At 48.0% G+C, this 24,309-nt stretch carries 20 protein-coding genes; 12 read left to right on the forward strand and 8 right to left on the reverse strand.

Annotated features, from left to right (window positions below; genetic code table 11):
* Nucleotides 1–39 precede the first annotated feature (39 nt).
* A complete protein-coding gene (locus BN1360_RS04975; RefSeq protein WP_068778790.1) occupies nucleotides 40–987 on the forward strand; it encodes a ring-cleaving dioxygenase in 948 nt (315 codons plus the stop codon).
* A complete protein-coding gene (locus BN1360_RS04980; protein WP_068778791.1) occupies nucleotides 984–1,592 on the forward strand; it encodes an alpha/beta hydrolase in 609 nt (202 codons plus the stop codon). Before BN1360_RS04975 ends, BN1360_RS04980 begins: the two co-directional genes overlap by 4 nt.
* Before the next feature lie 167 nt (nucleotides 1,593–1,759).
* On the opposite strand, the gene BN1360_RS04985 is transcribed toward BN1360_RS04980, so the two are convergent.
* On the reverse strand, nucleotides 1,760–2,389 hold the full coding sequence (locus tag BN1360_RS04985) for a polysaccharide deacetylase family protein (protein ID WP_068778792.1): 630 nt from the start codon (nucleotides 2,387–2,389) through the stop codon (nucleotides 1,760–1,762).
* A 174-nt stretch (nucleotides 2,390–2,563) separates the two neighbouring features.
* Between BN1360_RS04985 and BN1360_RS04990 the strand changes: the two genes are divergently transcribed.
* From BN1360_RS04990 to BN1360_RS05020, 7 genes are all read left to right on the forward strand, one after another.
* Nucleotides 2,564–4,102 carry a response regulator transcription factor gene (locus BN1360_RS04990; protein ID WP_068778793.1) on the forward strand — a complete coding sequence of 513 codons (1,539 nt, stop codon included), beginning with the start codon at nucleotides 2,564–2,566 and terminating at the stop codon, nucleotides 4,100–4,102.
* A gap of 16 nt (nucleotides 4,103–4,118) precedes the next feature.
* Nucleotides 4,119–5,927: a sensor histidine kinase gene (locus BN1360_RS04995; protein WP_068778794.1), complete on the forward strand. Its 1,809-nt coding sequence runs from the start codon at nucleotides 4,119–4,121 to the stop codon at nucleotides 5,925–5,927.
* A 132-nt stretch (nucleotides 5,928–6,059) separates the two neighbouring features.
* Complete coding sequence (locus BN1360_RS05000; protein ID WP_069188283.1) at nucleotides 6,060–7,595, forward strand: response regulator; 1,536 nt, start codon at nucleotides 6,060–6,062, stop codon at nucleotides 7,593–7,595.
* A gap of 124 nt (nucleotides 7,596–7,719) precedes the next feature.
* Nucleotides 7,720–9,423, forward strand: coding sequence for a type 2 periplasmic-binding domain-containing protein (locus BN1360_RS05005; RefSeq protein WP_068778796.1), 1,704 nt, complete (start codon nucleotides 7,720–7,722; stop codon nucleotides 9,421–9,423).
* Nucleotides 9,424–9,504: 81 nt separating this feature from the next.
* Nucleotides 9,505–10,464 carry an ABC transporter permease gene (locus BN1360_RS05010; RefSeq protein ID WP_068778797.1) on the forward strand — a complete coding sequence of 320 codons (960 nt, stop codon included), beginning with the start codon at nucleotides 9,505–9,507 and terminating at the stop codon, nucleotides 10,462–10,464.
* Nucleotides 10,465–10,466: 2 nt separating this feature from the next.
* Entirely contained in the window at nucleotides 10,467–11,426 is a 960-nt protein-coding gene (locus BN1360_RS05015) for a carbohydrate ABC transporter permease (protein WP_068778798.1), read from the forward strand.
* 144 nt (nucleotides 11,427–11,570) lie between these two features.
* A complete protein-coding gene (locus BN1360_RS05020) occupies nucleotides 11,571–12,575 on the forward strand; it encodes an endo-1,4-beta-xylanase (protein WP_068778799.1) in 1,005 nt (334 codons plus the stop codon).
* A gap of 80 nt (nucleotides 12,576–12,655) precedes the next feature.
* On the opposite strand, the gene BN1360_RS05025 is transcribed toward BN1360_RS05020, so the two are convergent.
* From BN1360_RS05025 to BN1360_RS05040, 4 genes are all read right to left on the reverse strand, one after another.
* Complete coding sequence (locus BN1360_RS05025) at nucleotides 12,656–13,510, reverse strand: SDR family oxidoreductase (protein ID WP_068778800.1); 855 nt, start codon at nucleotides 13,508–13,510, stop codon at nucleotides 12,656–12,658.
* Between the two features lie 251 nt (nucleotides 13,511–13,761).
* A complete protein-coding gene (locus BN1360_RS05030) occupies nucleotides 13,762–14,814 on the reverse strand; it encodes an LLM class flavin-dependent oxidoreductase (protein ID WP_068778801.1) in 1,053 nt (350 codons plus the stop codon).
* A 186-nt stretch (nucleotides 14,815–15,000) separates the two neighbouring features.
* Entirely contained in the window at nucleotides 15,001–16,116 is a 1,116-nt protein-coding gene (gene ald / locus BN1360_RS05035; RefSeq protein ID WP_068778802.1) for an alanine dehydrogenase, read from the reverse strand.
* Between the two features lie 215 nt (nucleotides 16,117–16,331).
* Nucleotides 16,332–17,078 (reverse strand): SDR family NAD(P)-dependent oxidoreductase, encoded by a 747-nt coding sequence (locus BN1360_RS05040; protein WP_068778803.1) that lies wholly within the window; start codon nucleotides 17,076–17,078, stop codon nucleotides 16,332–16,334.
* Nucleotides 17,079–17,334: 256 nt separating this feature from the next.
* Between BN1360_RS05040 and BN1360_RS05045 the strand changes: the two genes are divergently transcribed.
* Nucleotides 17,335–17,853 carry a hypothetical protein gene (locus BN1360_RS05045; protein ID WP_068778804.1) on the forward strand — a complete coding sequence of 173 codons (519 nt, stop codon included), beginning with the start codon at nucleotides 17,335–17,337 and terminating at the stop codon, nucleotides 17,851–17,853.
* Between the two features lie 269 nt (nucleotides 17,854–18,122).
* Nucleotides 18,123–19,508 (forward strand): sensor domain-containing diguanylate cyclase, encoded by a 1,386-nt coding sequence (locus BN1360_RS05050; RefSeq protein ID WP_068778805.1) that lies wholly within the window; start codon nucleotides 18,123–18,125, stop codon nucleotides 19,506–19,508.
* Between the two features lie 109 nt (nucleotides 19,509–19,617).
* On the opposite strand, the gene BN1360_RS05055 is transcribed toward BN1360_RS05050, so the two are convergent.
* Genes BN1360_RS05055 through BN1360_RS05065 form a run of 3 tightly spaced genes read right to left on the reverse strand, consistent with a single transcriptional unit; the run spans nucleotide 19,618 to nucleotide 22,868 of the window.
* A complete protein-coding gene (locus BN1360_RS05055) occupies nucleotides 19,618–20,541 on the reverse strand; it encodes a GNAT family N-acetyltransferase (RefSeq protein WP_068778806.1) in 924 nt (307 codons plus the stop codon).
* Nucleotides 20,538–21,908: an NAD-dependent epimerase/dehydratase family protein gene (locus BN1360_RS05060; protein ID WP_229520859.1), complete on the reverse strand. Its 1,371-nt coding sequence runs from the start codon at nucleotides 21,906–21,908 to the stop codon at nucleotides 20,538–20,540. Before BN1360_RS05060 ends, BN1360_RS05055 begins: the two co-directional genes overlap by 4 nt.
* A gap of 27 nt (nucleotides 21,909–21,935) precedes the next feature.
* Nucleotides 21,936–22,868, reverse strand: a complete 933-nt coding sequence (locus tag BN1360_RS05065; RefSeq protein ID WP_068778808.1) for a hypothetical protein — start codon at nucleotides 22,866–22,868, stop codon at nucleotides 21,936–21,938.
* 204 nt (nucleotides 22,869–23,072) lie between these two features.
* Here BN1360_RS05065 and BN1360_RS05070 point away from each other — a divergent pair, with 204 nt between their 5' ends.
* Nucleotides 23,073–24,275: a glycosyltransferase family 4 protein gene (locus BN1360_RS05070; protein ID WP_082789945.1), complete on the forward strand. Its 1,203-nt coding sequence runs from the start codon at nucleotides 23,073–23,075 to the stop codon at nucleotides 24,273–24,275.
* The last annotated feature ends 34 nt before the right edge of the window (nucleotides 24,276–24,309 follow it).

Below are 24,309 nucleotides of genomic sequence, written 5' to 3' on the forward strand. Positions count from 1 at the left end.
CTAAAAATAACTCAAAATTGCTCATAGGAGTGGGTACACATGGTTAAAGCAACAGCAGGCATTCATCATATTACGGCTTTTGTAAGAAGCGCGCAGGATACAACCGATTTCTATTCCGGCATATTGGGACTTCGCCTGGTGAAGAAGACCATCAACTTTGATGCTCCTGAAGTATATCATCTCTATTTTGGCGACGAGGTGGGCAGCCCTGGAACAGCCATTACTTTCTTTCCGTGGCCCGAATCCCGTCGCGGCATCGTTGGCAACGGACAGGTTGGAATTACGACCTATGCGATTCCGGAAGGATCGATGGATTTCTGGGAAGAGCGGTTGAAGAAATTTAAGGTTTCCTATACAGAGAGAACAAGGTTCTCCGAGAAATCGCTGCACTTCGCGGATAAAGATGGCTTGCAATTGGAGCTAGTGGAACGCCAAGGGCCAAAGAGCACATGGAGCTTTGGCGGAGTCCCTGCGGATAAAGCGATTATGGGCTTCGGCGGCGCAGTTCTTTACAGCACCGTCCCGAAAGATACAGAAATGGTATTAGAGAGTGTGTTAGGTCTGGAGAAGATAGGTGTCGAAGGGGGATATGCCCGTTATAAAGGATTTGGTGAAATTGGTAACATCATCGATTTGAATATCGGTTTGGTACCTGCCGGCAAAGCGGGTTCAGGTACGGTTCACCACATCGCCTGGCGGGCAAAGGATGACTCAGAGCATGCTGAATGGCGCACCAAGGTATCGGCCAGCGGCCTTCATCCAACGCCGGTTGTCGATCGTCAATACTTCAATGCCCTGTACTTCCGGGAGCCGGGCGGCATACTGTTCGAGATCGCTACAGATCCTCCGGGCTTCACTCGTGACGAGCCTTTAGAGCAATTGGGCGAGAAGCTTATGCTGCCACCCTGGTATGAAGATCATCGCGAATTGATTGAGAACAATCTGGAGCAATTTGAAGTTCGGGTGCTGAAGGAGGATCAAGAATGAGGCATATATTTCAACAGGGACCTGATACCAATGCTCCGGTACTGCTGCTCCTGCACGGTACCGGGGGGAATGAACGGGATTTGCTTCCACTGGCGCAGATCATATCTCCCTCTTCGTCAGTTCTTAGCGTAAGAGGAAATGTGCTGGAGAATGGCATGCCGCGCTTCTTCCGCCGTTTGGCGGAAGGCATATTCGATGAAGAGGATCTCATCTTTCGTACGAAGGAATTAAATGATTTTTTGGATCAGGCAGCGGCCGAGCATTCATTTGATCGCCATAATATTGTGGCCGTAGGTTACTCCAATGGAGCTAACATCGCCGGATCACTGTTATTCCACTATGAAGCCGCTTTGCGCGGAGCGGTTCTGCACCATCCGATGGTACCACGCCGTGGCATTGAACTTCCGGTACTATCCGGTATTCCGGTCTTTATGGGGGCGGGGAAGAATGATCCGATCTCCCCTGCACAGGAGACCGAGGAATTGAACCAATTGCTATCGGCTGCAGGCGCCTCGGTTGAACTGCATTGGGAGCATTTCGGACATCAGTTGTCTCCTTCTGAAGTGAGTGCTGCCGCAAAATGGTTCCAACGTCATTTTGTATAATTGGATCGACCCAATCCTAGAAAGAATCGCTAACGAGAGACGTTAGCGATTCTTTTTTATCTAGAAATTCAAAAAAGTGTAAAACGACCTATAATTATTGCGGTAAGAGCTTTAGTTTTAATATTAACTTAAAACAATAATTTCCATATATTTGATATGGAAACGCTTTATTTATAATGGGAGGTATGCTGCAGCAATTTGCTTACGGTTACCAGCTTATAACCGTCTGCGGTAAAGTCAGATACAAGTTGGCGAACAGCTTCAACGGTCTGTGAGCGATCCCCATAGCCGTCATGGAACAATAATATGCTTCCGGGCTGCGCTGCTGCCTTAGTTGTGTCCACGATATGTTGGACACCAGGTTGTTCCCAGTCCAGGGAATCGGTATTCACGGCCCCGATAGCTGAGTAATGTTCCGTAGAGAGCAGGCGATACACCTCTTGATTGATATCAAAATACGGGGGGCGGAATACTTGCGGCTTCAGGCCTAAGATGGTTGTAATAAGCTTATCAGCTCGGAGGATCTCATTCCGGCAATCGACCTCATCCAATTCCGTTAAGTGTGGATGGGTGTAAGTATGGTTGCCAATCTCATGACCTTGACGGAACATCTCTTGCAGTAGATCGGGATGTTGTTCTATCTGCTCTCCGATCGTGAAGAAGGTGGCCTTAGCCCCGATTTGCTGGAAGATGTCCAGAATCTGTGGGGTATAGGCAGCATTAGGTCCATCATCAAAAGTGAAGGCGATGACCTTCTGCTTTGTACTTACTTGTGCAATCAATCCGGCATTTGACATTTCTCAGATCTCCTTTTGTAGTTGATTGGGTAATATCCTTATAAAACCTCTACTGCTCCTTTTTTCCTAGGCATCATGTATAATGTCATTTAGACAGATATGAATTTCTATCTCCAGAATACTAATATTTGAATGCGCTCTCAATACTTGACTGATTAAAGGGGTTAATTAGCCATGATGAATGTTCTTCTGGTAGACGATGAGCCTTGGGTTCTGGAAGGATTAAAAACAATGGTTGACTGGAACAGGCTTGGATTTCAGGTGTGTGGAGAAGCAATTAACAGCAACGACGCCTTTCAGCAGATCCAGGAGCATCGGCCGGAGCTGGTCATTACTGATATTAATATGCCTGAGATCAGCGGTCTTGAGCTGATTGAGAAGTCGAATCGGCTCCTGCCGCACCCTCCCAAGTTTGTAGTATTAAGCGGGTATGATGATTTTCAATATGCAATTACTGCGATGCAGCAGAGAGTTGTAGAATACTTGCTCAAACCGATTGATGACGAAGAGATTGAGACCCTGTTGCTGAAGCTCGCCGAGCAAATTCGGGAGGAGACGGAGGCGAAGAAGCTTGGGGCGAACAGGCAGCTTTTTGCAGTTAATCATGTCATCAACCGTCTGATCCTGGGCGAGTACAATTCAGAGCTTGAGGAGCAGGCGCGTCTGTCTATGAACCTGACTGGCGAACCGCAGCTGTTATGCATGATCATGGAGACGGCTCATGATCTCGTTGATTTTGGCCCTTGGAGCATGAGCTTGTTCCCTTCGGGCCTTGTCTTTCCTTTTCAGGATAGCGCGGGGAGATGCGGGCTTATTGTGCTGACGGACCTGATATCCGATGGACAGCTTTATGAGATTACCCAAGCCATGCTAACGGATCTAAGAGCCAGAACGGGCGGGTCCGGTGTCATTGCCGTAAGTAATCGGGACACGGGGATCGAGGCGGTCCGCAGAATTTATTTGCAGAGCGTTGAAGTGAGAAGGATTCGACGGAATCAGCAGAAGCAGGGCATATTTTATTATCGGGACATCCACAGAGTAGAGCAGCCTAATTTCCCCAAAATGAAGTTCAAACAGCTTATAGATTCCGTGGAATCCGGGAATTTCCGCGAAATCGAGAGCGGTGTCGCCTGTATCTTCGAGCCTTGGTTCAATAGCTTGCCGGATATGGAAATGGTGCGTGTATGTATATCCGATCTGGAGCTTAAAATATGCAAATTGTTAACGGAAATGAATGGGGACCCCGCGGAATTCATGCGGCAGGTTCAGGTCGATTATGAAGGGCAGGATGAACAGGATGAGATCAGGACACTCAAGGGATACGTACATTCTTTATGTCTGTTAGGAGCCGCCAAATTGGAGGGCTTGAGGGAAGAAAATGAACACAACACGATTTTCCAGGTCATTCAATACGTGGATCAGGAATTCAGGAACAAGCTTCAGCTCCGCGAATTGGCCGCTAAATTCCATATGAACTCCGCTTATTTGGGACAGCTGTTCAAGCAGTACACGGGTAAACCGTTCAATGAATATTTGAATGAGAAGCGAATTGAGGAAGCCAAGAAACTGCTGAAGCGAACACAGACCAAAATATCCAAGGTTGCCCTACAGGTCGGCTATCCCAATGCAGACTACTTTAACAATAAATTCAAGCAATATACGGGCGTTTTGCCCTCCGTGTACCGAGGTGTAAGCGAGAACAGGCAACAATGATACAGGAGGTGTGCATATGAAGCTCGGTAAATTCAGGCTTAGAAGAATCATTAATGATATTCCGCTGAACTATAAGTTTCTAATGATTCTGGTTATAGGTGTGCTGCTGCCTATTATTATCATCAACCTCATGTTTATGGATCGGATGTCGGACTTCATCCGGGCCAGAGAGGAGCAGAACCTGGATATTTCGCTAGAGCGGGCCCGCAAGGATATCCATGATTATATCGATGGCGGCGTGGCTGTAAGTCATGCGCTAAATACGGATAAGACCTTAAATGAAATGCTGGACCACACATACGAAGGGCAATTGGATTTTTATGAAACCTTTGATGAACAGCTGAGAAATCGGGTGACCAGTTACATACCAGTGAATAATCAGATCGAACGGATCACGATCTTCACGGGCAATCCAACGATTGTATCCGGAGGTAATTACCAATACATCAATGATACGGTGAAGAAGAGCGATTGGTATGGCCTGTGGAAGGCCAATTCCGATCCGGTATATGTCGCCGCTTATATAGCGACAGAAGCTAACAATTTAGCGTCCACCGTGCCCTATCTCAGTGTGATGGAGCGAATGGACTACTACGATAAATACAACACCTATGAGAAGGTGCTGCGCATCGATATTGCACTTAATAAAATTTATGACGTTATTATGCGTGAGAAGGATTATCTAAATTTGTATTTGCTGAACGAGAACAATGAGGTGATTATGTCCGCGGGCAGCGGGTATCGGAGAGGCCTGATTGCTGACCAATATCCTATATTTGAATTGCCGGAGCAGTACAGCGAGGAGGATATACACACCTTATCAATCGGGACAGCAAAGTACGTCAAGGGCTGGAAGCTGGTTGGTCTGCCGGAAGGAACAAGAATCAACAAGGCATTAGTGGAAATGCGTGTATTCGTGGGCCTGCTGGCAGTTGCAGTGACCCTGGCGGCCATGCTTTTCATCTATATTATGCTGAGATCGTACAATTATCGGGTCAAACGCTTATCGAGACATATGCAGAAGGTCACGAATGAGAAGTTTGATCTGATCTCTATTGAAGAGGGAAGAGATGAAATCGGCGGGTTGATACAGAATTTCAACAGTATGACGTCAAGGATCAATTCATTGATTAATAACGTATACAAGCTGGAGATTCAGAAGAAGAACCTGGAGATGGAGCGCGTAAGAGCTGAGCTGAATCTGCTTCAGAGTCAGATGAACCCCCATTTCCTGTTTAATACATTAAATGCGATTCTGGTCGTCTGTACGAAGAATAACTATGATGATGTGACCGATGTGATCAAGAGCTTGTCCAGGCTGCTGCGTCGATTGCTGAGCTGGAAAGAGGATATTGTCACAATTCAGGAAGAGATCATGTTCATTGAAATGTATCTGAAGATCGAGAAGTTCCGCTTCCGCGACAAAATCGATTATGAGTTCGAAATCGATGAGGAAGCATTGCTATATAAAATTCCTAAGATGAGCATCCAGCCTCTCGTGGAGAATTCCTGTAAACACGGGATTCAGATGATTAATGCACAGGGCTTGGTGAAAGTCAGTGTGAAAATAGTGGACGGGAAGCTTCGCGTAGCGGTCTGCGATAACGGAAAAGGAATCGAACCAGAGAAACTTCGGGAGATGATTCTGTCCGTCCGCAATGAGAACTCCTCCGGGACAAGTATCGGAATCCGAAATGTATACCGGAGGCTGGAGCTGAATTATAACAATCAGGCAGGTTTTGATATCGTTAGCAAGCCGGGTCAGGGCACGACTGTTTCCTTCGAGATCCCGGTGCATCTCCTTGATCGCAAGTTTACTGAATAAGGTAGTTCAAGAAGTCCTTTCTCGGCCCCTGGCTTCGTCCATCTAAGGCGTTTGAAGCACGCATATCGGAAGCATAGGCTTCGGTGCCGAGAAGGGGCTTTTTTGAACACACAGAAAATAAAGGGGGAAGAGATGATGTTCAAAGTACTGCTAGTTGATGATGAGCCGGGAGCCCTGGAAGGAATGGAGCTATGGGTCCCTTGGGGGGAAATGGGTTTTGAGATTTGCGGAACCTGTGACAACGGGATGGAAGGCTTGGAGAAGATCCGTGAGCTGAAGCCCGATCTGGTGGTTACCGATGTGAATATGCCGATCATGAGCGGGCTTGAGATGATCAAGGCTTGGCGGGAACAAGGTAAATCAGAGGTGAGCTTCGTTGTAGTCAGCGGGTATTCCGATTTTGAATACGCTCAGAAGGCTATGCATTACGGGGTACACCATTATTTATTGAAGCCTCTAATCGCTGAGGAAGCAGAGAAGGAGCTCTACGATATCCGGGCCGAGTTGATCCGAAAATCCAAGCAGCAGCGTTTGGAGCGGATCGCAGATTATGAGGAGACGGTTACTGTGCTCAAAAAGCTGATGATGGCACAATCATTAGAAGAAGGGGAACAGGCTATCATCCGGAGAATGTCAGCTCTGCAGGAGCGGTGGAATATATGCCTGCTGCAGGTGGACTCTCCGATTGTGACTGAATTCAGAGAGAGAGCTTCGTCTGTTATTTCGACAGCTTCATCCATGTTCCTGGTCGATGCCGATCAGGGCCATCTGTCCATTATCTATGGTTTTAACGGAGATGAATTTGAGAGTTATAGCTGGAGCAAGATCCTGGAGATCATTCAAAATGATCAGGATCAGCGCCTATTTGTTGGGGCAGGGCACAGCCAGCCATCGCTGCTAAAGATCAGCAGCAGCTATCGCACCGCAAAGACAGCCGTAAAATACAGGTTCTACAATCAGGGGTACGATGGCGTAACGCTCTATCGGGATATCGAGGGCCTGCAGTTCAGTCATCCGTACGATCAACTGCAGCTTATGGATACGATATTGCGCGCGGTCGAGCTTATGGATCAGGATGAATTCGCAGGAGCCGTGAACCGTGCAAGGGAAGTATTCCGGACCTCTTTCACGCAGCCGGATATTGTCAAGAAGCTTGTCGTCCATATGATGCACAGAATTGCAGAGCTTACCGGCATAGTCAAAGACATTTCAGAGGAAGAGATCATAGAGAAGTACAGGGTGTATGAGCTCGCAGGCAGTGTCCTGAATTTAGACGAGTTAATGGGGCGGTTGCAGGCTATCGGAATGGAAATCATCCATGTATTATTACAGGAGCAATCCCAGCAGGCGCAGGGGGTCATCTTTGAGATTAATCAGTACATTCATGAGCATTATCGGGAAGGTCTGACGATTAAGAAGCTGGCGGAGGTCTTTTTCCTTCATCCGGTCTATTTAGGCCAACTGCTGATCAAGAGGAATGGGATGGGCTTCAATGATATGATCCATAAACTTAGAATTGAAGAAGCTGTGAGATTGCTTGCAGATCACAGTTACAAGAATAGCGAGATCGCGGAGCGGGTCGGTTACAGCAGTTATGGGCAGTTCGCGAAGCAATTTGAACGCAGGATGGGAATGTCCCCCAACCAATACAAGAACAGCAAGTTCTAAAATATTTGGGGGTAATACTTTAATTGAACCATAGCCTGCTTGGGGCAGCGCTTTTACAATATAAATAAGTTATTGAAAGGGCTTACAAACCCTGGATAACTAAAACATTTCGGAGGTGCATTAAATGGGGGGCAACAAAAAGTCTGTACTCCGGTTCAGCATGATGCTGCTGCTTTCGCTTGGCCTCGTCTTATCGGCTTGCGGTGGTGGAAACAACTCGAAGGATGCCGCGAAGAATACCACGAAGGATGCAAACAACGGACAGGCAACGACGGATAAAGCTGGAGACACAGTGGAACCGTTCGAAATCTCGGTTTTCATTGGTGAAGCCGGTCAACAGCCTACACCTGACAACAAGATATACAAGATGATCAAAGATAAGACGGGCGCATCATTTAAATTTGAGTTTCTGGCAGGCGATATTGACCAGAAGCTTGGTGTCATGATTGCCGGATCCGATTATCCTGATATGATGACGGCGAATCAAAAATTGACCGGGGCAGGTGCATTTATCCCGCTCGAAGATTTGATTGAAGAACATGCGCCGAACTTGAAGAAACATTATGAAAAGTACTGGAACATGATGAAGGACTCAGACGGTCATATCTATACTTTACCGAACTACGGGGTATACAACTCTGACCCGGACTCCACTTGGTATTCCGGTCCGGCCTTCTGGATTCAAAAGGATGTATTGGCTGAAGCCGGATATCCTCAAGTGAAAACCTTGGATGAATACTTTGACATCATCGCTGGCTATAAAGAGAAACACCCTACGATTGACGGTACCCCGACGATTGGCTTTGAAATTCTGAATTATGACTGGAGAAACTGGGGTCTGTTTAACGCTCCTCAGCATTTGATCGGTCATCCGAACGATGGCGGAGTTGTCGTTGAGAACGGCGTAGCGCAAATTTTCGCCGACAAAGATTACGCGAAGAGATACTACCAGAAGCTGAATGAGGTGAATCAGAAGGGTCTCATCGACAAGGAAACCTTTACGCAGAACTATGACCAGTATATGGCGAAAATATCTAGCGGCGCTGTACTCGGGATGTTCGACCAGCACTGGAACTTCCAAAGTGCAGAAGACTCCCTGACTACGCAGCAGAAGCTTGAGAGAACATATGTGGGCCTCCCACTCGTATATGATACAAGCATAAGAGATTACTATAAAGAACGCCCGGCGCTCAACCTGGATAACGGTTTCGGCATCACGGTGAATGCCGAAGACCCTGTGAAGATTATTAAGCTGCTGGACACGTTAATTGATGAAGAGTGGCAAAAAATATTCACTTGGGGCATTGAAGGTGAAGACTACTATGTCAATGAACAAGGGCGTTACATGAAGACGCAAGAACAACGCGACAAGTTTACGGATGGAACCTGGAAATTGGCTAACAAGGCTGACGCTTTCTTTGGCAGAGCTCCAAAAATGCAAGGTAAATTCTCGGATGGCAACTCCACGGACGCAGCTGCGCAACCAGAGGAATACCAAGCAGGGCTGAAAGAGTATGACAAGAACTTCCTTGCACAATATGGCTTTAACAGCTATGTAGATTTCTTCAGCGAGGCTCCGGAGAATGATATTGCTTACCCAGCTTGGTCCGTTGACCTGGTAGACGGATCTGAAGCGAAGATTGTAAATACGAAGCAAAATGAGTTGTCTACGAAATACTTGCCGAAAGCGATTCTTGCAAAACCGACTGATTTCGATAGCGTATGGGAAGAGTACACCAAGGAAATCGGCAAGCTCAATATCAAAGCATATGAAGATCGCATCAATGAAGTGCTGCAATGGAGAAGAGATACCTGGACTGTTAAGTAAGGTGGTATAGGTGCATAAATCGGAAAAGGAAGGCAGGATGCCTTCCTTTTCCGAAATATAGGTTTTGGGGAGAAAAAACTTATGGAAGAGACCTTGAGAAATGGCCGTACCGTCCGAAAGCCTAAGAAACATAAGAAAATGACTTGGTCACTCGTTAAGGACCAGAGACAGCTGATTTACATGTCAGTACCTCTGCTGGCTTACATCGTATTATTCGCCTATGTCCCGATTTGGGGCTGGACGATGGCTTTTCAGGACTATAAACCGGCTAAGAGCTTCAGTGATCAGAAATGGGTAGGGTTTAAGCATTTTGAATTCTTGTTTAAAGACGATAGCTTCTTGCAGGTGCTTCGCAACACGCTTGCAATGAGTGTAATAAACCTCGTTCTTGGATTTGTAACTGCGATTATTCTCGCTTTATTACTGAATGAGATCAGAAAAGTATTCTGGAAAAGAACCGTACAGACGATTTCATATCTTCCACACTTTCTGTCCTGGATTATCGTTACCGGAATTGTAGCGACATCCCTGGCTTCCGACGGAATCGTTAATGATGTTCTGCTGAAGCTGCATCTGATTAAAGAACCGATTCAATGGCTCAGCGAAGGGAAATATTTCTGGGGGATTGTCGGAGCCTCCCATGTGTGGAAGGAAGTTGGCTGGAATACGATTATATATTTGGCTGCTATGGCATCGATCGATCCGGCGCTGTATGAAGCTGCTGAAATCGATGGAGCCAGCCGCTACCGAAAGATGTTTCACGTTACCTTGCCGGGCATTAAGCCTACGATTATCATCTTGCTGATCATGTCCATCGGTCACATCCTGGAAGCCGGCTTTGAGGTTCAATACCTGTTGGGCAACGGGCTTGTTGTGGACTGGTCGCAGACCGTCGATATTTTCGTGTTGAAATACGGGCTTGCTCAAGGCAATTATTCATTAGCCACTGCTGCCGGTATATTTAAAACGGTCGTTAGCGTGACGATGCTGCTATTTGCCAACTGGATCGCAAAACGGCTAGGGGAAGAGAGGCTGTTATAGTTATGGCGAACCCAACCATCAGCCCTGGGCCAGCATCTGCGGCCGCAGTGAATAAAAGGATCAGAAGAGGAAGAATCGAGCCTATTATCTTTAATACTTTGAACGCTATTTTTATGATTGTGCTGGTCATTGTTACCCTGTATCCGTTCCTGAATACGATTGTTGTCTCCCTGAACGCGGGGAATGATACGATCCGCGGCGGAATCTATTTATGGCCTCGGGAGTTCACCTGGCAGAACTACAAAGCCGTCTTCGCTTCGGGTACGATCTACAACGCATTTTGGATCTCTGTGGCAAGAACGGTGATCTCGACCGTGCTGAACTTATTTCTGACGACGATGCTTGCTTATACGCTAAGCCGCCGCGAATACGTGTTCCGCAAACCGATTACGCTGATATTTATTTTAACGATGTACTTTAACGCCGGTTTGATTCCGGGATACTTCCTGATGAAAGAACTGCACCTGATTAATACATTTTGGGTCTATGTAATACCTTCGATGATCAGTGCCTTTAATATGATCGTTATCCGTACCTATATTGGAACGATTCCGGAGAGCCTGATCGAGTCAGCGAGAATTGATGGGGCGGGCGAATTTAAAATCTTTATCCGTATCATATTCCCGCTCTGCAAGCCCGTATTGGCTACGATTGCTTTGTTTGTAGCCGTAGGGGCGTGGAACTCCTGGTTCGATGCATTCATCTACACCTCTTCGAGACAGGAATTGAGCACCTTGCAATACGAATTGATGAAGCTGCTCTCATCCAGCATGAACGCGAACAACAATCCGGCGGTAGCTGCAGGAGCGGGAATGACCCGGGAAGCCGCCGCATCGATGGTAACACCATTGTCCATTCGGGCTGCGGTAACGGTGGTCGCTTCTGTACCGATACTTATCGTATACCCGTTCATGCAGAAATATTTTGTGGTTGGTCTCAATGTGGGTAGTGTCAAAGAATAAGCTTCTGCTCATTTGAAATTTAACCGCATCCCATCCCACCATTGGCGGGGAGACCACAGCATTAATGAAGGTCCCAGTGGCAGTCGATCGGGTGTATTCGAGAATACGATTTATTGAGCATCGGTTTGGAGGGGGCAAGGAGACATGATTGGAACACGGATGGAGGCGCCGCTGAGACAATTGTTCAATTTTAAGATCGGTGCAGCGGTAAATCCGACAACGATTAGCTCGCAGGAAGAGCTGCTCACGTATCATTTCAACAGCATTACAGCGGAGAACGAAATGAAGTTTGCTAGTGTACATCCGGAAGAGGAATTGTACACGTTCGACGCCGCTGACCAACTGGCTGAATTTGCCCGCAAGCACAATATGGCGTTCAGAGGGCATACTCTGGTCTGGCATAACCAGACGACGGAATGGCTGTTCCAGGACAATCACGGGCGGCCTGTAAACAAGGCGTTATTGCTGGAGCGGCTTCGCTCGCATATTCATACCGTCGTAGGAAGATACAAGGATGATATCTATGCGTGGGACGTAGTCAATGAAGTCATTGAGGATACCGGAGCCGAGCTGCTTCGCTCCTCAAAATGGCTGGAGATCGCCGGACCTGAATTCATCGCTAAGGCATTCGAATTCGCTCATGAAGCTGATCCTAATGCGTTGTTATTCTATAACGATTACAATGAATCACATCCGCAGAAGCGGGATAAGATTTATAGGCTAGTCAAATCATTGCTTATGCAAGGTGTACCGATTCACGGGATTGGGCTGCAGGCACACTGGAATCTGTTCGATCCGGAATTGGATGATATTCGCGCGGCTATAGAGAAGTATGCTTCGTTGGGCCTGAAGCTGCAGTTGACTGAGCTGGATATATCTGTATTCCGGTTTGATGATAGGCGAACGGACTTGTTTGAACCGGCACCAGGCATGCTGGAGCAGCAGGCGGAGCGATATGAGGCTGTATTCCGGATGCTGCAGGAATATAGCGATGTGATTACATCGGTGACCTTCTGGGGTGCCGCCGATGATTATACTTGGCTTGATGATTTCCCTGTGAACAGGCGCAAGAACTGGCCGATGCTGTTCGATGAGCATCATCAGCCGAAGGCAGCCTATGAGCGCATTGCCAGGCTGGTACAGGGCTAGAGTACAATAGATATCCTTGCAAAAAGAACCTTCAAATTCAGCGCGTTGCTGATTTGAAGGTTCTTGCTATATGTGGGATATTACACTCCGGAGTAGGCCATAAATCCGCCGTCAACCGGGATGACCGTTCCGGTTACGAAGCCGGAGGTTTCTGGATCGATGAGCCAGAGCATCGTACCCAGCAGATCCTCGGGAACACCAAATCGGCGCATAGGGGTGTGCGTAATAATCTTATGGGAACGCTCGGTGAGCGATCCGTCTTTATTGGTTAACAGATCACGGTTCTGTTCCGTTAAGAAAAATCCAGGCGCTACCGAGTTAACGCGAATTCCTGCATCCGCGAGATGAACGGCCAACCACTGGGTAAAGTTGTTGATCGCTGCCTTGGCTGCGCTATAAGCGGGTACTTTGGTCATCGGGCTATACGAGCTCATAGAAGAGATATTCAGAATCGTTGCTCCGGGACGATTAATCATACCGTGGGCGAAGATTTGCGTTGGAATCAGAGTGCCGACGAAATTGAGATCGAATACTTTGCGTACCCCGGTGAAGCTCAAATCAAAGAAGCTCGTTACATCGGCGTTCGCCAGATCCTCTTCACGATAGGTTTCATTTGTCGTGTTCGCACTAGGCTGATTGCCGCCGGCGCCGTTGATCAGAATATCGCAAGCTCCAAATTGGCGGGTTACTTCCTGCTCAGCGCGTCTTACGCTGTCCTCATCAGTCACGTCGCAGGATACGGCGATCGCGGTCCCTCCTTGGTCTGTAATTTGGGCAACAATCTGTTCCCCCTTTTCCCGAGTGCGGTTAAGAATCGCTACCTTTACGCCTTGCCGTGCGAGTTCAAGAGCCATGGCTTGGCAGAGAATGCCGGAGCCGCCTGTAATAACGACGATCTTTCCTTCCAGAGAAGCGTGTTTGGGTAATAGACTCATAACGAAGAATGCCTCCTTCTTGATAATGAGATAGAGTGGATAACAATGGGCAACATCTTAAATATGTAATGACATGAAAATGCTTCAGCCTCTTAAATTTCATACTATCATATTTAGAGCAGGAAAGGATTTTGAAAGATTACGATTTATTTTTGATATTATACGTTTTTTTATTATGGAAAAATAAACAAGCCTCTACCGGATCAGGCAGAGGTTTGCTCATTTCTATTTAAATGCTCAAAAGGAGAGGATTATTGTTGTTTCAGCCCGATGACTTCATGAGCAAGGAGCTCATAAGAGCGCAGGCGGGCCGAATGGTCGTAGATTTGTGAGGATACGATCATCTCATCAGCCCGGGTCTCTTGCCAAATCTCCTTCAGGCGCTGCCGTACTGTATCGGGTGAGCCGACAGCGGCATAAGCGCGCTGCTTCTCAAAGAGCGCCTTCTCATGGGCAGTCCAAATCGAATCCATATCATCCACAGGTGGCTGCAATTGGCCTGGGCGATTACGGATCAGGCTGAGAAATTGCTGGGCCTGTGAGGTGGCGAGCCGCTCAGCTTCGGCATCGGTATCGGCAACGACGACATTCACTCCAATCATGGCGTGCGGTGCGGACAGCGTCTCCGAAGGGGTGAACTGATTGCGGTACAGTTCCAGCGCGGCCAGCAGGTAATCCGGTGCGAAATGACTGGCAAAGGCGAACGGCAGGCCTTGTTCAGCAGATAATCTGGCACTGAAGCCGCTGGAGCCGAGCAGCCAGATCGGGATATCAAGATCTTCCCCAGGAATGGCTCGAACACGCAGTGAGGACTGGGAATCAGGCTTGAAGTAACCACGCAGCTCTCGCAGCCGCTGCGGGAAATCCTGTCCATCGCTGCCAGCCCCGCGCCGCAGGGCGAAGGAAGTAAGCTGGTCGGAGCCAGGCGCTCTCCCTAAGCCGAGATCGATGCGGCCAGGGTACAGCGATTCGAGGGTACCGAATTGCTCGGCTATAACCAATGGGGCATGGTTAGGGAGCATAATCCCGCCTGAGCCGACACGGATCGTCCTGGTGCCTCCGGCCACATAGCCGATGACGAGGGAGGTGGCCGAGCTGGCGATCCCGGGCATGCCATGGTGCTCGGCGAGCCAGTAGCGGGTATAACCCCATTCTTCAGCATGCTGTGCAAGATCCAGCGTATTTTTTAAAGATTGATTTGCTGTGCTGTCGACCGTAATTGGAGCGAGATCCAGTATGGAAAAGGGAATCTCGGATAAGCTTGTCGATGGTGATGTGGACTGGATATCTGTTGGTTCCGTCATGAAATCAATCCCTCCTGAGATATAGGAATGTTATGGAAATTTGGACTGTCGTTGATAGCATACCCAGTAGGGTATGCTAATAATATATCATAGGAAGAAACAATCCAAAAGGGGAGGGCTTAATAGGCGTTCAGGCCAGCAAAACAGCATCTGCCGCCTGAACGTCGGAAATGACCCCAGCGAGGGTTAGAACAAACCCTCGATCCTGGTATATGGATAGCCGAGACTATCGGCAACACCTGCATTGGTAATATGACCGTTGTAGACGTTGATGCCTTTGGCAACCTCAGGGAGGAGCTTGGCGCAGGCCTCCAGCCCTTGATTCGCTATCTTCAGCGCGTAGGGGGTCGTTACATTCGTTAAGGCGAGCGTCGACGTACGTGCGACTGCTCCCGGCATATTGGCAACGGCATAATGAACGACGCCATGCTTCACATAAGTAGGATTGGCATGTGTTGTGACGCGGTCGATCGTCTCAATTGAACCGCCTTGATCAATCGCGACATCAACAATAACAGAGCCTTCTGACATCTGCTGCACCATATAATCCTTCACCAGCTTTGGGGCTCTGGAGCCCGGAATCAGCACCGCTCCGATGACAAGGTCTGCTTTGATGACCGCCTGTTCGATATGGTATGAATCGGACATCAGCGTAGCGACCTTTCCTTCGAAGATATCATCCAAATATCTGAGCCGATTGGCATTGAGATCCAGCAGAGTTACATGCGCTCCCATGCCCAGCGCAACCTTGGCTGCATTTGTACCGACGACCCCGCCGCCAATGATGACGACCTCAGCCTGCTGTACGCCGGGGACCCCACCAAGCAGCACCCCTTTGCCGCCGTAAGGCTTCTCAAGGAACTGTGCACCAATCTGTACAGCCATTCGGCCAGCTACTTCACTCATGGGAGTGAGCAGCGGCAATGAGCCGTCACTCAATTGCACGGTTTCATAAGCAACGGCCCGCACCTTTTGGTCTAACAACATTTTGGTCAGTTCCGGCTCGGGCGCGAGGTGAAGATAAGTGAACAGAATCAAGCCTTCCTGGAAGAAGTTATATTCTTCAGGCAGCGGCTCCTTTACTTTCATGATCATTTCTGCAAAATTCCATACATCTGCAGCTTGATCCATGATGACAGCTCCGTGAGTCCGATATTCTTCATCACTGAAGCCGCTGCCGAATCCAGCGGATTTCTCTACAGCTACCTCATGTCCGGCATTAACGAGCGTCTTCACTCCAGCGGGTGTAATGCCCACTCGATTCTCGTTATTCTTAATCTCTTTGGGAATTCCTACGCGCATACTTATTACTTCCTTCCCGCTAAATTGACCTTTCCTTATAAATTTATTACGGATTTGTGAACGTTTCAAACATCTGCTTTACCTCGTTAATTCAGGGCAACGGTAAACAGATTAAGGATTATAAAGAAAGTATGTCCAAAAAACACCTCAAAAACCGCTTTCACGAGCGGCTCAAGAGGTGTGATGGGAACGATCCTGATTCTGATCCTGATCCGTTATCCGTTCATAATGCTGCCGCCATTCGCTCCCAGAACTTGGCCAGTAAACATGCTGGCGTCGTCTGAAGCAAGGAAGAGAACGGACTTGGCGATTTCCTGCGGAAATGCCAGACGCCCCAGCAAATAGCGGGAGCTGTTATGACTTTCTTCAAGCGAAGAGCGGACATCCGTGAAGGTTCCTCCAGGGGCCACGGCGTTAACAAGAATATAAGGAGCCAGCTCGCGGGCCAAGGATTTAGTCAGAGCGGTAACGCCGCCTTTGGCAGCGGCATAGTGCGACAGTTCAGCTGCGCCTTGGCTGGCCAGATCGGAGGTTATGTTAATGATCTTGCCCGATTTCTGCGGTAACATCCGGCGGGCAGCTTCCTGCGAAGTATAAAAAGCGCCATATAAATGAATGCGAATCATCCGATCCCATTCCTCATGGGTCATCTCGGTAATTTTGGCGGTCTTTGCAATGCCGGCATTATTCACAAGGATATCGATCTTGCCGAATAAGCGATCAAGCTCAGCGAACATCTGCTTCACCTGGTGCGAATCGCTAACATCGCCATGGAATATTTCTGCCTGAACCCCGTAGTTTTCTGCCTGATGCTTGACATCAAGCGCCTCTTTGTCGTCCCCATAATAGTTAATCAAGACATGGATTCCGGCCTTGGCAAATTCGAGTGCAACGGCTTTCCCGATTCCCCGGCTTGCCCCGGTGATTAAGGCTACTTTGGTGGAGGTTTGTTTGCTGCTCATGCGAATAACTCCTTTTCCCATATTTTGTATATGTATCCTTCGAACTATTTCAAATGTATCAGAAGCAGGGATGAATTTCCCTAACTTTTTTAGAATTTAGGGAATATCATTTTAGTGAAAAGGCATGGAGAGGGAGAGGAATTAAGATTTTGTCATCCCTTTTAAACTTTGTTGTGATCCTTTTTCTCCCCTAAGTAATATAATGGAGATAGTAACACAGGTTACTGCTCTGAACTGGAAAAGGTGGTTGAGAAACATGAAGAAACTTGCTTTGTTATTGCCTCTGCTTCTGATCGTCGTGATGTCGTCATCGATGGCTTCGAACTCCGAGGCTGCAGAGCCTGCATATACACCGTTTACTGCGAAGCCCGGCACACAGGCCGAGACCGTGTACATACATGAGCTTCGTTTGGATAAGAGTGGCGTTCATGTTGTAGTTGATCCCATAGAGTGGTATGAGGGGGAAGCTGCACAAGAGGCCTTTGCCAAGCATGAACCCGATGCAGGGATTGATGGCCCTTTGGATGGCTACTATATTGTGAATCCTGATGATACGCTGGCAACTTACCCTGTTGCTCCCAACGCTGAAGTGCTGATGCAAATTTATGACCGTGGCGGATTGGACAGCGATATATCGTGGAATGAACCCATCAGTTTGCAGAAATTCATTCATGTTTTTGGTCAGAGCGATCTGTTCGATTTAAGCAGCTTCCCGTATCATATTACGATTGATCATGGTCAGATTACCTCGATCGTTCAACAATATATTCCTTGATTTCAGCCTTTTTAAGCCGAGATTTATGAATTTTGCATAAAGAGACCGCTGTTTGCGGTCTTTTTTGTTATTTATAATATTACAGAGGTCTAATCAGGGACTTAAGTCTTGGTCGAAGGGGGCAAGAAGTTAAAGATCTAAAAATATACCATCCCTAGAATAGAGCTTGAATTCTCAGGAAATGGTATCTATATCTATAGAGAAGGTGTAATATGGAAAATAGATAAATCTAGTTCTTTTTAACTATTTTTTTGGAGAGCGTGGATCGAATGATGAACAGGGTACATGATGTTCACTTCAAGAATAATGTATTGCTAAAAATATTAAGCGGCTTTTATGCGATATCATTGGGGGTTCACCTCCTGACGGGAGGGGATTTTGCCGATTTGCCTATACTGGTTAGCGTTGCTCTGGGCAGTGTTTTGGTCTTGCTCGGATTATATCGGCGTTATCCCATGGTTGCGATGCTTCTGATGATTTTTTCCCCTTATCTGTATCTTCTTTCCTTGATGGCCACCGGCTTCAATCCGCTTAACTTCATTCTGTTAGGCTTCGCGTTGTTGACAAGCTTGATCTATCTTGATTTCCGTCTTGTAACGCTCTCGGCTTTTCTGTACTTGTTAACTGCTATATATTGGTCCAGGATATTGCATGGGGCCGAGATGGCCGCAGGCTCAGAGCGTAGTGACCTGCTCTATTTTGTCATATTCGACTTGTACGTGTTAGCCTTCTCGTGGGCGCTCATTAATCTCGTTCAAGGAAGATGGGGCAGATCCGAGCGCGGCCTGACCAGCATCAATCATATTTTGGAGAATATCGATATCACAACCTGGGTTTATGATCTGGGGTCATCTCGGCTTAGCCTGTCACCCGGAATTACCAAGCTGACGGGTCTGCCGGCGGAGGCGTTTACGGATTTCCGCGCCTTGCTGGAGCTTGTGGAACCGGCGGACTTACCGCTCGTGCAGCTCTCTCAGAAAGAGATGATTATAGATCGAAAAGAGGTCCTGTTGGAATACCGGCTTCGACGAATGAGCGGCGATATCTGCTGGGTTCAGCTTCGCGGCACGCCGCAGCTGAATGAATTGGGTCACCTCATCCATCTCGAAGGAGTGCTCATCGATATTACGGAGAGCAAGGAGCGCGAAGAGCATATGGAGTATTTGGCATATCACGATGATCTGACCGGCCTTCCGAATCGTGCATATTTCCACATGAAGCTTAAGCAGTACAGGAGTGAAGGTGCCATGGACATGGCACTTATGTTTATCGATCTGGACAATTTCAAGGACGTCAATGATACATACGGGCATCATATCGGGGACCGGTTATTACAGGAGCTGGGCGATCGTCTATCCCGACAAATCAGAGAGAGTGACTTGATCTGCCGGCTTGGCGGAGACGAGTTTCTGATTTTACTCACGAATAGTGATGAGATGCATGCCAGTACAGTAGCGAAGCGGATTAATACTAGCCTTGCGGTTCCTTTCCATTGTAATCACCATCGGCTCGAAGCGGCAGCAAGTATAGGTATTTATTATTCGCCGGACGGAGGCGAAGAGTTGGATCAGATGATCCATCTGGCCGATGAAGCGATGTATGAAGCCAAGCGGAGCGGGCGTAACCAATATGCCATCAATCAGTCTCCTACCTGAAGCCAAAGAAGGAGCTATCCCAAAAGCAATAATTATTACTGGGATAGCTCCTTTTTATTTTCATAGGCAACGTATTTAAGGGATCATAGGCGCCTATGTCCCTTGCTGATTATGACCTGAATGTTCCCCATCGGAATTGCAGCCAGTCTCGCCCGGAGCGGAGAATATCCTTGAAGCAAGGCTTCCTTACTACATAATAAGGTGTAAGGTCTCCGCCCCAGTCTGCCTTTGATTCGGCCACCGATGCGATATTAGCTCCGCTAAAATCGAAATGCTTAACCCCTTGGGAGGCGAGGTCCTCAAATTCAAAGAGCTGCAGCTGCTGGACGACCCCATTGGACAGGTGGTCTGTCTTGGTTCCGGCAACCCAGCCGACCGCTTGCCCCGGATTCAAGAGCAACGTAACATTGGCGCTGACCGGCTCGCCGCTCTCGGAATAGCAGACATAACATCGGAAGTAGTCTTCGCCCAGAATGCTCTGTGCCAGCTCCAGGTCAGCGGCTGTAATCTGATGGTTGAAGCCTTGCCTTTTTTCCGTCTCCAGCAAGCATTCATAGACATGCTTCATATTCTCAGCCCTCCTGCTGGAGTAGCCTCTGGTATTGGCCTTTTTGATTTTATTCCGGATAGCCTTGCTGGCTAGACTCACCGAATAGGGAAGGTTTAAAATGTATGTATAACGGACATCCGCCTGGAAGCCTCTCCAAGTGAATGGCCTAATATCGGTAATGTCCGGGGGCAAAGTTATCGTTACAGCACCCTTCAGCTTCACTAGATGCTCGATCATCAGCTCTGCGACTTCATGCCATTGCTTGTTCGTCCGGAATGGTTTGGCCGATGGGGTGGCATGGAATAGGACGGAATGATACGGATTCTGAGGTGGAAAATAAAACTTGCCATGTCTGCTGAACAGCAAGCATTCACTATAAAAATCATCGCACTTCGGCGGTTGATACCGGAGCAGATCAATATCGCATTTCCACTTCAGGCGGTTGAACTCTGCCCACTTGGCCAATGCTGTAGGTTCTATCATTCTCTTCTCCTATTCCTCCCTTCATGGTTGGAGCTGAACGCAAGCTCGGTCGAAATCCCGTTTTTCTTCAGACGGTTCACGACATTTGCCGCTTCCGTAGAGGAGGCATTGGATAGCAGGATCTGCAGCTCATTAGCGCGATTCAGTCCGATATAATCATTCTCACGCAAGTAGGAATCTACAGTATGAAGATCTTCAGGATGGACATGGGGTAAATTGGATAACTTCAATATTGTATAGTCCGTATTGAATTTCCGCTTGGCTTGCTCTCTGGAATGGATAACGGCCGTAAAAATTTCCGATTTCAACACTGGAGAGCCTTCCATATAGTGCTCGCTTTGATTCAGATACAAACTGCGTACATGACGCGACATTGAGGAGTTCAACAGCTCATTCTGAATGTGCTCGTCGTTCAGAGCGGCCTTCGCGCTTGCTGCTGCCACTTCTCTTGGTGCTAGCGGAGCGGAGGTTGTGAACCATTCGTAGGTCCTGCGCAGCCCGTCCTCCAGCGAAAATCGCGGCTCCCATTCCAGTACATTACTCAGCAACCTATTATCGAGCACAGAGTTGAATATATCTCCGGGTCGTGGTTCTGCTCTGCGAACCCCTGCCAGCGGATGAAGCTCCGCCAGGATACTTACCAATGTGTTGATGGAGTGTTCAATTCCTGTCGACAGGTTCATGACCCCTGAATGCGGGGATTGGCTTGCTCGGTAAATGGCTTCGGCAACATCCTCCACATAGATAAAATCGCGCGTCTGTTCGCCGCTGCCATAGATGATCAGACTTTGGCCGTCAAGCATCCTCTCCATGAACATGGACACTACGCCGCCTTCTCCGGTCAATCCTTGTCTCGGACCGTATACATTCGCAAATCGGAGGCAAAGTGTATTCAATTGGTAGAGCTCACTCCATTTGCCGCAGTAGTACTCTCCCAGCAGCTTGTTGATGCCATACGTCGAGACGGGCTTGCAAGGCAAACTCTCACCCAACGGAACTTCCTCACTCAGACCGTAGACGGCCGCCGAGGAGGCAAAGAGGAACTTCTTCACATGATGCTTGGCCGAGAGCTGCAGGATGTTTGTTAGGCCAAGAATGTTTGACTTCGTATCGGCATACGGGTTCTCCATCGAAGTAACAATATTGATCTGAGCGGCCAAATGGACAACGATATCGATGCTTTGCTCGGCGAATATGGCATCGCAATTTGGACTCTCTACATCAATAATGTACGAGGTGTGCGGGAATTTAATATGTCTGACATTGCCCGAAGAGATATTATCGATAATGATCACATCATGGCCCTCTTCATAGAACTTGGCAGCGACAAAAGAACCAATAAAGCCATAACCGCCGGTTATCAGCACTCTCAATATAGTTCCCCCTGTATATATCTATAATTTCTGGCCCTTCCTACTGTTCAGCCAATGGCGGCATGAACGGAGGGTTTCCTTGAATACGGGCAGTCTAACCTGATAGTAAGGGACCAGTTCTCCACCCCATCCTGACTTGGAACCAGCTACCGATGGAAGATTGGCTCCGACCAGGTCGATGTTGCGTATCCCGATTCCGGTCAAATCCTCAAAGGCAAAATGCTGGGATTGCTGGACAACTCCATTTGTCAGATGGTTGGTTTTGCTGCCGGCTGCCCAGCCAAAGGACCAATCCTCGTTCATTACGATAATGATGCTGGTGCTGACAGCTTCGCCCTCTGGCGAATAACAGACATAGCAGCGAAAGTTGTCGCGGCCGAGCAATTGCTGAGCAAGCTGGAGATCGGACAAGGTCAGATCATGGTGGAATCCCTTCCGGTTCTCGGTGGCAATCAGACAGGGAAATACCTCATCCATGTCTTGTGTCAGTGCAGAGCGGTAGCCAGCCTGCGTGGCTTTCTTAATCTTGCTGCGGATCTCGGTGCTAGCTTGTTCAAGCGAGTAAGGCAATTTGAGATGATAAGTGTATTTAATATTGGCTTTGAATCCACGCCATAGAAATGGGCGAATATCTGTGATTTCTGGCGGAAGGACAAAGCTTGCGGCACCCCCGTGACGAAGGATCTCTTCGGTCATTTGCTGCGACAGCTGCCGCCATTGCTGATTGATTCGGTAAGGCTTATCCGTTGGCGTCGGGTGAAAGAAGGTAGGGTGGAACGGATTGAGAGGCGGAAGAAAGAGTTTGCCTTTTTGATTGAAGAAGAACAGGCTCTCAATATAGGCATTCGAATCAGAGTTCTGAAATTTGACAATGTTGGCGCTGCATCCCCATTTAAGATGATTAAAGTTGGCCCATCTGGTCAGCATCTCGTGCTCTTGATGAAGAGTTCCCATAAATCGCCTCCAAATATGATGAAGTGGCGAGGTTAGTTATATCTGGAATTATCTATGAACAATATAGCAAACGTAGACGGACAAGTCATGCAATTTTTGAGGGCCGCTGGTTTTTATTGTAATTCTATTTTTTCATTGATATATTTTAGACAAGTCAGCTAGACTCCACTATAATTCGCCTAAAATAACGAATTCGGAGTGAGTATTGTGCCTAAAAAGGTATTATTCTGCGCTACTGTAGTCTCCCATCTGAAAGCCTTCCATTTACCATATCTGCGCTGGTTTCGGGAGCAGGGCTGGGAGGTACATGCAGCAACCTATGGAACGGAGGCCGTTCCCTATGTGGACAAGCAGTTCAATATTCCGATACAGCGTTCTCCGTTTAAGCTGGATAACTGGCGGGCTTATCGGCAGTTGAAGGATATTGTACGGGAAAATAACTATGAGATCATCCACTGCCACACTCCGATGGGAGGGGCCTTGACCCGGCTTGCTGCGAGACAGGTCCGCCGTACGGGCACGAGGGTTCTCTATACGGCTCATGGGTTCCATTTCTTCAAGGGCGCTTCATTTCAGAATTGGCTGCTCTATTATCCGGTAGAGAAGTATTTATCCCGCTATACGGACTGTTTAATAACGATGAATGCGGAGGATTACAACCGGGCACTAGACCATCAATTTAAGGCGGGGGCGATTGCTTATGTGCATGGCGTCGGAATCGATTTTGACAAATATAAGCCTGTCCATGAACAAGAGAAAAGGCAGTTAAGGGAATGGCATGGCATCGGGTCCGATGAGTTCGTCATGATTTATGCCGCCGAGTTAAGTCAACGTAAGAATCAGGCCTATCTTCTGAAGGTTGTTTCTCTGCTGCGCGAGAGAATCCCCCGCCTTCGACTGCTTCTGGCTGGGCAGGGGGCTTTGGAGGAGAAATATCGGGAGCAGGCGGGCCAGTTAGGATTGGAAAATCTCGTCACCTTTCTTGGTCATCGTACGGATATGGATCAGATCTATGCATTGGCTGATATCGCCGTCTCGTCAAGCAGACAGGAAGGACTGCCCGTAAATATTATGGAGGCGATCGCTACCGGTTTGCCTGTAGTCGCTACAGATGTGCGGGGGAATCGGGATTTGGTAGAACCGGGGACACATGGCTTTCTAGTTGGATTGGACGAGCCGTCTGTCTTCGCCGATCGTATTTGGGAGCTGTACAACCATCCGCAACTAAGAGCCGACATTCGTGCGAACCGCGACAGACTTATCTCTCTTTATTCGGTGTCCCATGTATTGGAAGAGGTGAAGCCCATATATACCGATACGGCGAGACAGTGGGATATTAAGGAGAGGGGCCCGGGTCATAAGAAGGACTCGACCTATCCATATAGTGAGAGAGAAATAGGAAAATAGATTTACAGATTATGAGAGAATATGTTAATATTTA

The sequence above is a fragment of the Paenibacillus sp. GM2 genome, assembly GCF_900069005.2.
Lineage (GTDB): Bacteria > Bacillota > Bacilli > Paenibacillales > Paenibacillaceae > Fontibacillus.

Coding starts and splice junctions, on each gene's coding strand:
- BN1360_RS05000 (WP_069188283.1), top strand. CDS start 6,060: ATGATGTTCAAAGTACTGCTAGTTGATGATGAGCCGGGAGCCCTGGAA.
- BN1360_RS05020 (WP_068778799.1), top strand. CDS start 11,571: ATGATTGGAACACGGATGGAGGCGCCGCTGAGACAATTGTTCAATTTT.
- BN1360_RS05065 (WP_068778808.1), bottom strand. CDS start 22,868: ATGGGAACTCTTCATCAAGAGCACGAGATGCTGACCAGATGGGCCAAC.
- BN1360_RS05050 (WP_068778805.1), top strand. CDS start 18,123: ATGATGAACAGGGTACATGATGTTCACTTCAAGAATAATGTATTGCTA.
- BN1360_RS05045 (WP_068778804.1), top strand. CDS start 17,335: ATGAAGAAACTTGCTTTGTTATTGCCTCTGCTTCTGATCGTCGTGATG.
- BN1360_RS05055 (WP_068778806.1), bottom strand. CDS start 20,541: ATGATAGAACCTACAGCATTGGCCAAGTGGGCAGAGTTCAACCGCCTG.
- BN1360_RS04995 (WP_068778794.1), top strand. CDS start 4,119: ATGAAGCTCGGTAAATTCAGGCTTAGAAGAATCATTAATGATATTCCG.
- BN1360_RS04980 (WP_068778791.1), top strand. CDS start 984: ATGAGGCATATATTTCAACAGGGACCTGATACCAATGCTCCGGTACTG.
- ald (WP_068778802.1), bottom strand. CDS start 16,116: ATGCGCGTAGGAATTCCCAAAGAGATTAAGAATAACGAGAATCGAGTG.
- BN1360_RS05010 (WP_068778797.1), top strand. CDS start 9,505: ATGGAAGAGACCTTGAGAAATGGCCGTACCGTCCGAAAGCCTAAGAAA.
- BN1360_RS04975 (WP_068778790.1), top strand. CDS start 40: ATGGTTAAAGCAACAGCAGGCATTCATCATATTACGGCTTTTGTAAGA.
- BN1360_RS05005 (WP_068778796.1), top strand. CDS start 7,720: ATGGGGGGCAACAAAAAGTCTGTACTCCGGTTCAGCATGATGCTGCTG.
- BN1360_RS04990 (WP_068778793.1), top strand. CDS start 2,564: ATGATGAATGTTCTTCTGGTAGACGATGAGCCTTGGGTTCTGGAAGGA.
- BN1360_RS05015 (WP_068778798.1), top strand. CDS start 10,467: ATGGCGAACCCAACCATCAGCCCTGGGCCAGCATCTGCGGCCGCAGTG.
- BN1360_RS05040 (WP_068778803.1), bottom strand. CDS start 17,078: ATGAGCAGCAAACAAACCTCCACCAAAGTAGCCTTAATCACCGGGGCA.
- BN1360_RS05030 (WP_068778801.1), bottom strand. CDS start 14,814: ATGACGGAACCAACAGATATCCAGTCCACATCACCATCGACAAGCTTA.
- BN1360_RS05025 (WP_068778800.1), bottom strand. CDS start 13,510: ATGAGTCTATTACCCAAACACGCTTCTCTGGAAGGAAAGATCGTCGTT.
- BN1360_RS04985 (WP_068778792.1), bottom strand. CDS start 2,389: ATGTCAAATGCCGGATTGATTGCACAAGTAAGTACAAAGCAGAAGGTC.